14 protein-coding genes are annotated in these 12,095 nt (G+C 64.4%); 9 read left to right on the plus strand and 5 right to left on the minus strand.

Features of this window, described 5'->3' with window-relative positions; translation table 11 throughout:
- Positions 1-30: 30 nt before the first annotated feature.
- Positions 31-375, minus strand: coding sequence for a hypothetical protein (locus tag E4P29_RS22210; protein WP_135047248.1), 345 nt, complete (start codon positions 373-375; stop codon positions 31-33).
- On the minus strand, positions 372-1,211 hold the full coding sequence (locus E4P29_RS22215; RefSeq protein ID WP_135047249.1) for a hypothetical protein: 840 nt from the start codon (positions 1,209-1,211) through the stop codon (positions 372-374). Before E4P29_RS22215 ends, E4P29_RS22210 begins: the two co-directional genes overlap by 4 nt.
- Positions 1,212-1,535: 324 nt before the next feature.
- On the opposite strand from E4P29_RS22215, the gene E4P29_RS22220 reads away from it, so the two are divergent.
- Positions 1,536-2,099, plus strand: coding sequence for a hypothetical protein (locus E4P29_RS22220; RefSeq protein WP_135047250.1), 564 nt, complete (start codon positions 1,536-1,538; stop codon positions 2,097-2,099).
- A 91-nt stretch (positions 2,100-2,190) separates the two neighbouring features.
- Complete coding sequence (locus E4P29_RS22225) at positions 2,191-2,955, plus strand: hypothetical protein (protein ID WP_135047251.1); 765 nt, start codon at positions 2,191-2,193, stop codon at positions 2,953-2,955.
- A gap of 65 nt (positions 2,956-3,020) precedes the next feature.
- Here E4P29_RS22225 and E4P29_RS22230 read toward each other — a convergent pair whose 3' ends face one another.
- From E4P29_RS22230 to E4P29_RS22240, 3 genes are all read right to left on the minus strand, one after another.
- Positions 3,021-3,581: a hypothetical protein gene (locus E4P29_RS22230; protein WP_135047252.1), complete on the minus strand. Its 561-nt coding sequence runs from the start codon at positions 3,579-3,581 to the stop codon at positions 3,021-3,023.
- Between the two features lie 387 nt (positions 3,582-3,968).
- On the minus strand, positions 3,969-4,898 hold the full coding sequence (locus E4P29_RS22235; RefSeq protein WP_135047253.1) for a hypothetical protein: 930 nt from the start codon (positions 4,896-4,898) through the stop codon (positions 3,969-3,971).
- 109 nt (positions 4,899-5,007) lie between these two features.
- Positions 5,008-5,265, minus strand: a complete 258-nt coding sequence (locus E4P29_RS22240; RefSeq protein WP_048320462.1) for a hypothetical protein — start codon at positions 5,263-5,265, stop codon at positions 5,008-5,010.
- A gap of 961 nt (positions 5,266-6,226) precedes the next feature.
- On the opposite strand from E4P29_RS22240, the gene E4P29_RS22250 reads away from it, so the two are divergent.
- From E4P29_RS22250 to E4P29_RS22280, 7 genes are all read left to right on the plus strand, one after another.
- A complete protein-coding gene (locus tag E4P29_RS22250; protein WP_230074946.1) occupies positions 6,227-8,293 on the plus strand; it encodes an MMPL family transporter in 2,067 nt (688 codons plus the stop codon).
- 28 nt (positions 8,294-8,321) lie between these two features.
- Complete coding sequence (locus E4P29_RS22255; protein WP_032401340.1) at positions 8,322-8,573, plus strand: YgaP-like transmembrane domain; 252 nt, start codon at positions 8,322-8,324, stop codon at positions 8,571-8,573.
- Positions 8,574-8,615: 42 nt separating this feature from the next.
- Positions 8,616-9,035, plus strand: coding sequence for a DUF302 domain-containing protein (locus E4P29_RS22260; protein ID WP_008720026.1), 420 nt, complete (start codon positions 8,616-8,618; stop codon positions 9,033-9,035).
- Positions 9,035-9,808, plus strand: a complete 774-nt coding sequence (locus E4P29_RS22265; protein WP_032401339.1) for a sulfite exporter TauE/SafE family protein — start codon at positions 9,035-9,037, stop codon at positions 9,806-9,808. The genes E4P29_RS22260 and E4P29_RS22265 overlap by 1 nt, the downstream gene beginning before the upstream one ends.
- Positions 9,809-9,885: 77 nt before the next feature.
- On the plus strand, positions 9,886-10,155 hold the full coding sequence (locus E4P29_RS22270; protein WP_032389200.1) for a metal-sensitive transcriptional regulator: 270 nt from the start codon (positions 9,886-9,888) through the stop codon (positions 10,153-10,155).
- Between the two features lie 57 nt (positions 10,156-10,212).
- Positions 10,213-11,574 (plus strand): MBL fold metallo-hydrolase, encoded by a 1,362-nt coding sequence (locus E4P29_RS22275; RefSeq protein ID WP_135047255.1) that lies wholly within the window; start codon positions 10,213-10,215, stop codon positions 11,572-11,574.
- Between the two features lie 72 nt (positions 11,575-11,646).
- The gene (locus E4P29_RS22280; protein WP_063216980.1) at positions 11,647-12,075 is read left to right on the plus strand and encodes a DUF6153 family protein; all 429 of its coding nucleotides are present in this window, start codon (positions 11,647-11,649) and stop codon (positions 12,073-12,075) included.
- The last annotated feature ends 20 nt before the right edge of the window (positions 12,076-12,095 follow it).

The raw sequence follows: 12,095 nt of genomic DNA on the forward strand, positions 1-12,095 counted from the left end.
TCCGGGTGGCTACTGCGGTGGTGGTGTCGGTCATGTGATGGGTGTGATGGCGTCGGCGGGGCACCATTGCCGGTCGAGGTCGAGTCGGCCCTTCTTGTTGCCCGTGGGGATCGAAAACGACACTTGCGCAAGCCAATCGCCGGTCCCGGTCCGTGCCCAGGCGTACAAGGATCCCTCGACGATGCTGTCCATGGCCAAGCCCTCGGCCCGGACTTTCAAAGGTGTGGTGTCGCGGAATCCTCCGCCTCCGGATCGCCCGATGGCGAGCGCGATATTGACGTGCACCGATTTGGGCGGGTTCACGATGCGGCGGGTGGGTGGGTCGAAGGTGGTGGGCCAGGCATCGAAGATGCCGGCCTCGTTGTCGGTGGTCATTGCGCGACGGCGACGGGCCGGTGGACAGTGAGGTCGTCGGCGGGTGCGGGCGTCCAGCGCAGGCCTGTCTCGCCGACGGTGGGGGAGGTGAGGGTGTAGCGGCCGGTGCGGTGCGGTGTTCCGCGCCCGTGGACGGTGGTTTCGAGGGTGATCGACTTGATGCGCCCTCTCCCCTGATCGATGCCGCCGTAACCGGCGACGGTGGAGGCGATCGTGAGATCGATACCGGGCATATGCCCGTCCGTCAGGATCAGCACACTCGCCTGCCGACGATTCCTGGCGAGCAAAGCCCTTGCGCGCGTGGGTGGTACGTCCCGACCGTGCACGGTCGTCACGACCAAATCGACCCCGTCGAGGCAAATGCTGGCGGCGTCGAGAGGGTCAGTTTTTCCAGGATCCACAAGATGCACTTTTGCGAGATTGCCGCCGTGTTCGTGGACGGCGAGCAGGCTCAGGCGTGGTTGGCCGATGAGGGCGACGTGGTGGCCGGCGGCGGATGCTTCGGCGACGAGGGCGATGAGCATGGACCCGGCGCCGGTGACGGTAATGGCGGTTCCGCGGGCCAGGGCTCGGCGTGGGAGCAGCGCGGCGAGCGGTGGGGGTACGGGCATGGTCCGCAGGGTTTTGCCGCGTCCAGCCGCGCTGAGCGGTTCCGGATCGTCGTCGACGACGGGCTTGACCCGTTCGACCCGTTCGGGTGGGGCGATGGGGGGCAGGTCGGCGGGTGCGTGGTCGCGCCGGCCGCCGGGCACGGTGGCCATACGTCGACGGAGGACGTCGAGCTGGGCGGCTTTGTCGAGTCCGGTGAGGTCTGCGAGCGCGTCGACGGTGGCCATGGGGATCGACCTTTCGCCGTACCGGTAGGAACAGCCACCAAGGTAGTCGAACTAGTGTTCGATTATCAAGTGCGCTGGTCGGCCGACCGAGGGATTTGAGTTGGATCCTCATTGCTTTCGAGGTCGAGATCGAACATGGGGGTGATGCTCGGCATGTCCGACCATCGAGCGCATCAACTGCCCCAAACCCACCACGGGCACAACATAATTCAAGGAAACCGGGCGGATGGACTTTTCTTTACTAGCCCTAGCGAAGTGCTTGGAAGTCGTGGTTGAGTACAGGAGACCCCTTGGTACCGTTCCCATTGAAGGGATGACCTCGCCGTGGCTCTACGATCACTACGAGTTTCCAGAACACTGACAGTTTTCGCCGCGATCGCAGGGCTCGCGCTGACGAGTCCGGGGCTGGTGTTCGCGCAGGAGGCACCGGTCGCGCCAGCGCCCGCACCCGAGGCCGAACCAGCCCCCTCGGACACATTCAGATTCGAGTGGCAAGAACCGAGCTCGGATCCGAATGCTCGCGCGTTCTCGTGGGGAGCGTGCGAGGGCAGCTTCCACGATCCTCAGGTGGTGAACGGATTCCTCGAGTGGGGTATCGAGAATCATTGCGTCGGAACCGGTTACAGCCCCCACAGCATGACGGTCTTCTTACAGGAATCAGGAACGCGTCTTTGGAGCGTCTACGAGACGATCGACACGAAGACAACACCGGGCATTTTCCGCGGCAGCGCGAATATTTCCGTTTACTACGAGTTTCCGTGCTTCGATGACTTCAACCGCAGGTTCCGCATCAAAGCGACCATCACCGCGGGCCGAAACTCCACGCAGGCGATCTCCGACGAGACGATCCTGCCGTGCACCAGTTCGTACGACGACACAAACGACTGAGGGGCGTAGTTCTTCTAGCCCCCCAACGGCCGTCGTCCATCTCTCGCTCGTACCGCCTCCATAGCTCCATCGATCATGAAGGGGATCTTCCATGTCTCTATCTCGAACGTCACTGCGCACCAGCCTCATTGCCGCCGGTTGCGCAGCCCTGATGGCCTTCGGCGCGGGTACAGCATCAGCTGCCACCCAGGTCAGTTGGACAGGCGCAACACCGGCCGCCAACGGAAACTTGTTCTTGCACAACTCGACCATCACCAACGACGGCGGACTGTTCGCTCGCACCAAGATCTGGTCGGCGACCGGGGCTCAGGTCCCGGCGTTCGATATCGCCGCGCGGGCGCGCCTGTTCAAGTCGGGCATCATCTGCCAGGTGGTGGAGTTCACGTACAACACGGACTGGGCATCACAGCTGGAGATTTCCACCGATGGTGCGAACTGCGGTACCGGTTCGTACAACAGCCACGGTTACGTGCGAACGTACGACAACAGTGCCGGTTACCGGGACTACTTCACATTCCCGACCAATCCCATCGACTTCGTCGCCCCCGCTGCTCGTTCGGCTGCACCGGAAGGTGAGGCACCGGCGGTCGAGTCGTTCACCGTCGACGGTCAGACGTTCGGCCCCGCAGATCCGGCGAAGCCGGACACCGAGCAGCCGACGTTCGTTGCCGCCTATACAGATTCCGGAGAGCAGGGCTTCATCCGAAGCGCGGACCTGATCACCGAGCCAGTCGATCGATCGGCGGCCGAGCAGTTGCAGAAGGACGGCAGCGGCCAGGCCCACACGCCTTCTCGCCAGATTTCGGTGTATTCGGAGGACGGGGCCACGCAGATCGGCGTTCTGTCTACGTTGTAGAGGCCGTTCGACAAGGGGCGGGGGCTACTCGAGATTTTCGAGTAGCCCCCGCCCTTGTTCTGCGATCAGTCGAGGCGGGTGAACCAGTTGCCACCGCGCAGGCCCGCTCCGCCGAGGCCCTGAGAGGGCGGCGGTGCCGTCCATAGCCGTTCGACCTGTTCGGACGCTTCGATGATGTGATTGCCGTCGATGGTGACGGTCGCTTCCGATACGCCGAGCCGGGGAATCGCGGTCACGATGCGGACGGGTCCGGGAGGCGGAACGGGGCCGAGCAAGATGGTGCCGTGCAGCGTCCCAGCGTTCCCTGTGGAGTTCCGGACTTCGAGAACGCCCCCTCGCGGAGCGCGCCTGTCGATCGCCAGCTTTGTTCCGTCTCCCAGTTCGACTCCGAACAGAATCGACGCATACCGCGCAGAGTCCACGTGCTCCTCAGCACCGAGGATCAGCCCTAGCTCCGACTGCCTGGTCAACACCGACACCGAGAACATCACACCGAACGAATAGACCTCGACGCTGGACAGCCATATGACCGCGTTACCGGTCTTGTTCAGCTCCGGAGGGTTTGGTAGAGGGATTGGTCGCTCACTGCGAAAACCCTCGGTCATGGTCGAGTAGTCGAACCGCATCCCGTACTCCTGCTCTCCTGGGTTTGTTGCCTGCGTTCCGGATACGCACCCCTCAATGCGGATGCGGAGTCATACCGTCGATGCTATCGACCGAAATCGTCAACGATGCGGTTCGTCGCAGACCAAGGGCAGGAAGTAACTCGTCGACGAGGCCGCGGTGGGCTTTCAACGTTCGGGATACACATTCGAGTGCGGCGATCACGGCAGGGTGGTCGGGGTCGTAGCCTTCAGCTCGGATCGCTGCGCGGTGCTCGTCGTCCATGTCCGGTTGGACGCAGGGAGCGGCGAGATGGTTCCGGCAACAGTCATCCATCCGAATGACTGTTGCAGTCATTCATCCGAATGAGCGGGATCGGAAGCTGAGTCTTATCCCACGCGCGCGCTCGGTCAGTTGTGGCGGCGGTCCTCCTCGAGGCCGCGTAGGCGTTCTAGTTCGGCTCGTTGCAGCGAGATCTCCTCGCGTAGGTCGGTGGCGATCGTCTTTTGTTCGTCGATGCGTTCGCTGTAGTCGCGGCGTAGCTCGGCTTCGCGTTTGGTGGCGTCGGTGCGCTGTTGGGCGAGGTTTGCTGCGTGCGTGCGGTTGTCGTCCTGGTGGGCGGCGCGTTCGGCGGCGAGATCGGTGCGCAGGGTTTTCGCCTCGGCACGCACCTCGGCCAACTCGGCCTCGAGGCGGCGGCGGTTCTCGTCGTATCGATCGATCGCTTCGCGGTGGCTGGTGTTGAGCGAGGCCACGATGGAGTCGTGGTTGTCCTGCAGGGCAGTCATTTCGGCGCGCTGGCGTGCGTCGAGGTCGTCGAGGCTGTGCTGGTGCGCTGTTTTCTGTTCCTCGAGGTCGGTACGAGCCTGCTCGGCGGCGTTCTGTGCCGCCTCGGTCTGCTCCCATGCGTCGGCCGCGTCGGCGCGGAGCTCGTCGTTTTCGGCGTCGAGTGCGTCGGCGCGGACGGTCGCGGCGTGCGCTGCCGCTTCGGCGGCGGCGGCGCGTTCCTCTGCGGCGGAGACGGTGCGTGCGGCTTCGGCGCGCATCAGCTCGAGTCGCTGGTCGAGGGCTTTGGGGTCCGAGACGGTCCCGATTGCGGATTCAACCCGCTGGACCAGAGCCGTGAACTGCTCGGCCTGCGTGGCCAGCGCGGGGAGGACGGCGGCGAGGGATGCGACCGCCAGTTCGGGGGTAGCGGTGTCCGCCTCGTCGACGCCGGCTACTGCGGCGGCCTTGCCTGCCTTTTCCGCCGCTTTGGCGCGGTGTGCTCGTACCCGATCGGACGCGCTGGCGTGGATGCGGGGTCGGCCTGGCTTGCGGGGCGGCTCGGCTGCGGTCATGACTGAACTCTACCATTACGTTTCATTTCATTACATTGCAGTAACGGAATAGAGGAAAAAGGGGTCCCGGCCCCGTGGTGGGGACCGGGACCCCGGAGGGGCCTGGTGCTCAGTGGGTGCACCAGAAGGACCCGACCGGGATGGCTGCTCCCGGCTGCCCGGCGCACCACCGGCAGGTGGTGTCGTGCTCGATCCGTCCGAGCACTCCCTCGGCCTCCTCGATGAGGATGGGGAGCTCTGCTGCGCTGGCGAGCGCGAGCGCTTCGGTGGCCCACCGGGCCGCGCGCGGATCTTCGGCGGGGAGCTGAGCGGCATTGCCGATGAGCTCGGTGATGATCTGGTGATCGTTGAGCAGGTTGTTGTTCATGGCAGGGACACCTTCCAAAGGTTCGGATGAGACGTCCCCGATCGACATGACGAGGGTGGCCTGTCAACCCCGGAGAGGGAGCTTGCGACCGTGGGTTGACTGGTCGGGGTCCCCGGCATGTCAGGCTGGGACGACTCGTACGACCAAATTGGTGACCCATATGGGGCGGCCCCGGAGGGACGTGCGACCGCTTGCGGTCGGCTTTCGATGGTTCGCCGGTCCCGTGCGCGGGCATTCGTCGTCGATGCCCCCGAATCCGTTGTCTCCGATGCTCGCCACTGCTGGGCCGCTCCCGTCGCGACCGGCCTGGGTGTGGGAATGGAAGTGGGATGTAACTGCGCGGGTTCGCAGAAACTCGCGAACGATAGCGTCGCAACACGCGCGTACGTGGAGCATCAACCCGTGAGGGACAACCGCATTCGCAGACTGGCGACCATCAAACGCCTTATGCGGCCGCCAGCACAGCCTCGCGTTTGATCCGGCAAGACCACTGCCGTCTACCGATCGGCTCCGGCCCACCCCTTCCCTCATACCCCCACGGGTACTTGCATACCCCCCTAGGTATGTGTCACAGTAGGGATGTACCCGCCAGAAAGGACCGCCATGTGCTACCCCGTCCCGTGCCCGGCATGCGGTAAGACCACCTGGGCTGGCTGCGGTCGACATGTCGACAGCGTTATGAAGAACGTTCCGCGGTCGCAGCAGTGCTCCTGCTCCATGGAGACACCCGCCCCAGCTACACGCGACAACTTCTTTCGTTCCCTGTTTCGTCGCTGACCCCCACCCCAACAGCACTCCACTGCATTTCGCAGGAATCTCTGGGCGTCTTCAACGCTTCTGAATACCCCCACCCGTATTAGGAGAAGTAATTGTGACCAAGCCCGCTACCGCGGCGGCCACCGGCCGCCACGACCGCCATCGGCCACCGGCACCCGGCGCACTAGGCCGCCTGGGAAGCACGATGGTCGCCCGCCGCAGGTGGGTGTTCGGCATCTGGCTGATCGCCCTCGTTGCCCTGGGATCGGCTGCGCCATCGGTGTTCTCATCCTTGGCCGGGGCCGGCTGGCAGGCCAACGGTTCCGAATCCGTCCAGGTCCGCGAGCTCGCCCAGCAGCATTTCGGTGGTAACTCCTCTGCGGCAGTGCAAGTGGTCGTTCACTCCGACACCGCCACGATCGAAGACGCAGCGGTGCAGCAGACACTCACCGACGTCGCGGCCGTATTCGACGGTGACACTCGCTTCGGCGAGATCATCGCCCCCCAGCCAGGCATGACCATCAGCCCCGACGGCCGCACCGGCATCCTCATCGCCGGCGCAAACGCAAGTACAGATGACATGGTCAAAGCCGTCGACGAGGTCAAAGGCGAACTGACCGAACTCTCCGGCGACGGCATCGAGGTCTACCCGACCGGGTCCTCCGCACTGTGGTCGGACTTCAACAAAGCCAACCACGATGCCATGATCCAAGCCGAATTGTTCTCCTGGCCGGTCACCTTGGCGATCATGGTGCTCGCGTTCGGATCGCTCGTCGCCGCAGGACTGCCGCTGCTACTCACCGTCGCCGGACTCGTCGCATCCGCCGGTGGTCTCGTGCTGCTCAACGGCGTCACCCCGATCTCGGTGTGGGCGATGAACTTCGCGATGATGTTCGCGCTCGCCCTCGGCATCGACTACGCCCTCTTCATCGTCGCCAGGTTCCGCGACGCACTACGCAACGCCGATCCCCGTGCCGCCGTCGCCGAAACCATGGACACCGCAGGCAAAGCCGTGGTCCTGTCCGGTCTGACAGTCCTGGTGAGCCTCTCGGCAGTGCTTCTCGTTCCCGCACCGGCCGTGCGGACCATGGCCGTCGGCATCATGCTCGCTGTCACGTTCGTGCTGATCGCCACCATGACCCTGCTCCCCGCAACCCTGGGGGCACTCGGCTCCAAGGTCAACGCCGCATCCCTGCCCTACGCCAAACGCCAGCAGCACCGCTCCCCGAAATTCGCAGCCTGGGGCGAACTACTCCACAAGCATCCCTGGCCGTTCGCACTGGTCTCCGTCGGCATCCTCATCGTCCTGGCACTGCCGGTCCTCGGACTGAAAGTCGCAATGCCCTCGATCACCGTCGTCCCAGAAGATGCACCGGTTCGCCAAGGCTACGAGCTCGTCCAAGCCCAGTTCGGCGACGGCGCACCCGGCGCACTGCAGATCGTCGTCCCCTCTTCCGACGCCGCCGCGACCGCCACCGCAGCCAGCAGCGTCGACGGGATCTCGATGGTGACTCCGCCCCAGCCTGCCGCGGACGGCTCGAACTACTCACTGCTACAAGCGCTTCCCGCCGTGGACCCCTCCGACGAGAGTATGGGCACCATCCTCGGTGACCTGCGCGCGCAGCTCCCGGAGTCGGCATTGGTCGGCGGGGCACCGGCGGAGAACCTCGATCTGCAGCAAGCCCTCAACGACTACCTGCCGCTGGTGATCGGGATCATCCTCGCGCTCGGTTTCATCCTGCTGCTCGTTGCACTGCAGGCACCGCTGATCGCGATCCTCGGCACCGCCGTCAGTCTGCTCTCGACCGCAGCCGCATTCGGAGTAGCGAAGCTGATCTTCCAAGACGGACACGGTGCATCACTGCTCGGCTTCACCCCACAGGGGTTCCTCGACGGCTGGGGACCGGTGTTCTTCTTCGCGATGATCTTCGCCATCGCCATGGACTACACCGTGTTCCTGCTCGCCACCGCCAAAGAGCACTACGAGAAGACCGGCGACCCGAAAGCCGCCCAGGTCGACGGCCTCGCCCACTCCGGCCGCGTCATCTTCGCCGCCGCCGCGGTCATGGTCGCCGTGTTCTTCACCTTCGCACTCTCCGATCCGCTCCCACCGAAAGAAATGGGCATCATTCTCGGTGTCGCGGTACTGCTCGACGCCTTCCTGATCAGGCTCATCCTGCTGCCGGTCCTGCTGCGTCTGACCGGTCACGCCGCATGGTGGTCACCAGCCTGGCTGCGCAAGGTGCTGCCCTCGATCAGCTTCTCTCACTGACACCCTCACCACACCCAACGGAGCAATCATGACCGATCCGAACACAACCCACTCGGCGGCATTCACAGGATGGCCGATCGAACGTATCGTCCCCGCCCTTGCTGCCGGTGTCACCGCCACCGGTCTGGCACTCGGCGAATTACACGCACCGCAATGGCGACTACTCAGCGCGTTCGCTGCCGCCAACCTCGCCCTCTACGCAGCGGTTGGCTGGTGCCCGGCCAGCGCACTGCTCACCAAAGCGGGCGTGCCGAGTATTCGCCGGCCCCGAATCGGGTAGGCCCACACCACCACAGTTCGACCACCGAAAGGAATTTCCCTCATGAACATCGCACTCTCGACCACTCTGACCGACACCGACTTCGACACCGCAGTCGACTCCGTCAAATCAGCCCTGTCCGACCAAGGCTTCGGTGTTCTCACCGAAATCGACATGCAGGCCACGTTGAAGGCCAAACTCGGCGAAGACATGGAGCAGTATCTGATCCTCGGTGCCTGCAATCCCACCCTCGCGCACCGCGCCGTCGGAGTCATGCGCCAGATCGGCTTGCTGCTGCCGTGCAATGTCGTCGTCCGCGCCGACACCGCCACATCCGGATCGGTGATCGTCGAAGCGATGAACCCCGACATCATGGTCCAAGCGACCGGAGAACCCGCCCTCTCCGATGTCGCGGCCGAGGCCACCACCAAGCTCCAGGCCGCCATCGACGCACTCGGTGGCCAGGACACAGCCCACAGCTGATGACCCTGGCACTGGCACTGGTCCTCGGCGTCGCCGTCGGCATCCTGCTCGGTCTCCTCGGAGGCGGCGGGTCGATTCTCGCGGTCCCGGTTCTCGTCTACGCCCTCGGAATGGACCTGTCGGAGGCGATACCGACATCGTTGCTGGTGATCGGTGTCGCCTCTGCGACCGGGGCCATCCCCAAGGTGCGGGCGCGGCTCGTCGAGTGGCGGCTGGCGGCGATCTTCGCGGCCACCGGCATTGTCGGCACCGTGGTCGGCAGCGCCCTGGGCAGACATCTGCCCGAGGCGGCCGTGATGATCGGCTTCGCAATCGTCATGATCATTGCCGGGGCGCGGATGCTGCGCAGCGCCGACGATGTCGGAACTGCATGCAAGACAGGGGATTCCGGGATCGACTGGCGGCGATGCGCACCACGGTCCATACCGACAGGGTTCGGGGTCGGTGTCCTCACCGGACTGTTCGGCGTCGGCGGAGGATTTCTGATCATCCCCGCTCTGGTGCTGTTGCTGGGAATCGAGATGGGTGTCGCTGTCGGAACGTCGCTGGTGGTCATCGTCGCAAACTCCGCCGCCGGACTGATCGCTCAGGCCGACGGGCTCGGCGGGAACTGGGCACTGACAGCCGCGTTCGCCGGTGCTGCGATTGCAGGCTCGCTGGTCGCCGGGCGACTGAGCACACGCATTGATACCGACAAGCTGCGCACGTGGTTCGCCTACCTGGTGTTCGCCGTCGCGGGCTACGTACTTGTCGACACCCTCGTTCTTTCATGACCGAACGCACACACCGACCCGATGCCCCCAGGGGTAATCTTGAACCACTACCACCCTCACACCCTCAGGAGACCGCAATGGTCGGCGACGAAGACAGCATCGCATTGGTACTCAACCGGCTGCGCCGCGCACACGGCCAACTCGCCGGAGTGATCGGCATGATCGAGAACGGACGTGACTGCAAAGACGTCGTCACCCAACTCGCCGCCGTCTCCCGCGCCCTCGACAAAGCCGGATTCAAGATCGTCGCCACCGGCCTCCGCGAATGCATGACCGGCGACACCGCCGACAACAAAGAACCCATGACCGAAGCAGAACTGGAAAAACTCTTCCTCGCACTGGCCTGAACGAGGACGTTTCACGTCAGAAACGAGGCCGACCCGACGACACCGTAGGAGTACCCCGTGAGCGCTACCGATCCAGACATCGCCATCATCGAAACGTCGAGCCTCGGCGACCGCAGCTACCTGATCAGCCACGACGGCATCGCCGTCGTGATCGATCCCCAACGTGACATCGACCGCGTCCTGGCACTGGCCGCGGAGAAGAACGCCGCGATCACCCACGTACTCGAAACCCACATCCACAACGACTACGTCACCGGCGGCCTCGAACTCGCACGCGCTACCGGAGCCGAATACGTTGTCCCCGAGGGAGACCCGGTCGAATACGAACGGCGCGCAGTGGGGGACGGCGATGTCGTCGACGCGGGATCGGCGACGTTTCAGGTCATGCACACCCCGGGCCATACACATCATCACGTCAGCTACGTACTGCAACTCGGAGACGAACCGATCGCGATCTTCACCGGCGGCTCGATGCTCTACGGATCCACCGGCCGCACCGACCTGCTCGGCTCCGAACACACCGACGAGCTCACCCACGCTCAGTTCCATTCGGTCCGTCGAATCGCCGCCGAACTCCCCGCCGACGTCGAGGTCTACCCCACCCACGGATTCGGTAGCTTCTGCTCCGCCACACCCACCAGCGGCGACTCGTCGACCATCGGTGAACAGCAACAGTCCAATCCCGCGCTGACCCAGGACGAACAAACCTACGTCGACGAATTGATCGCAGGATTGTCGGCCTACCCCGCGTACTACGCCCACATGGGCGTCATCAACACCGAAGGTCCGGCCCCGATCGATCTGTCCACCCCGGAGCCTGTCGATCCCGACGAACTACGCAGGCGCATCGACGATGGCCAGTGGGTCGTCGACCTCCGCGCACGAACCGCCTTCGCTGCTGGACATCTCGACGGCTCCCTCGGTTTCGAGCTGTCGACGACGTTCGTGACCTATCTCGGATGGCTCTACCAGTGGGGTGCGCCGCTGACATTGATCGGTGACACCTCCGACCAAATCGACGATGCCACAAGGGAGTTGGCGCGCATCGGCATCGACCGCCCCTCCGGTTCGGCTGTCGGTGAGATTCACTCACTCGCCGGCGACGGCCACGTGCGGTCCTACGAGGTGTCCGACTTCGCCGGACTTGCCGCAACCGACTCCGACATCACTGTGCTCGACACACGTCAACAGTCCGAGTACGCGGACGGCCACATCCCCGGTGCGGTGAATATCCCCCTTCACGAACTGCCGCACCGACTCGCAGAAGTCCCCGACGGCAAAGTGTGGGTGCACTGCGCCTCCGGCTATCGCGCCTCGATCGCGGCCTCACTACTCGACCGGGAACATCGCAGCGTGGTGCTCATCGACGACGACTACAACCGCGCAACAGATCTCGGACTCGACACCTCGAAGACATGACGAAATGCTTCGACGACCGAACGCGACGAGACAGGCGTACCCCCAGGGGTATATGTTGGTATCATCGGCCGCATGCACTCAGTGAATCGGCACGGTCGACGGGGCACAGCTCCGACGGCAGCTTTACTGATTGCACTGACGGTGTTCGGTGTGCTGTTGATGCATTCGGTGACACCGATGTCGATGCCTGTGACCGGCTCGATGTCCATGTCGATGAGCGGCGGCCGTGCCTCGTTCGCAGCGCCGTCTCACATGGCCGACTCGGTGTCGGTTCCGGTGATGACCGGGGAACATGACTGCCCGTCGGGGTACCAGATGATGCATCCCTGTGTGGGTACGACAGCGTCGTGGCCCGCGCTGACGGTCCCGGTGACGAGCGCAGCCATCGACCCGGTACCGACGCTGCTTAACCGGATCGTTGGGCGCACCGACTCTGAGTGGGGGCGTGCGCCGCCGTGGACGTTGTGGGAGTTGGACAGATCGGTGACCTTGCGAGTGTGACAGGGAGCCCGTCAGACGCG

Origin of the sequence: Rhodococcus sp. 1R11, assembly GCF_004563845.1 — a bacterium.
Classification (GTDB): Bacteria; Actinomycetota; Actinomycetes; order Mycobacteriales; family Mycobacteriaceae; genus Rhodococcoides.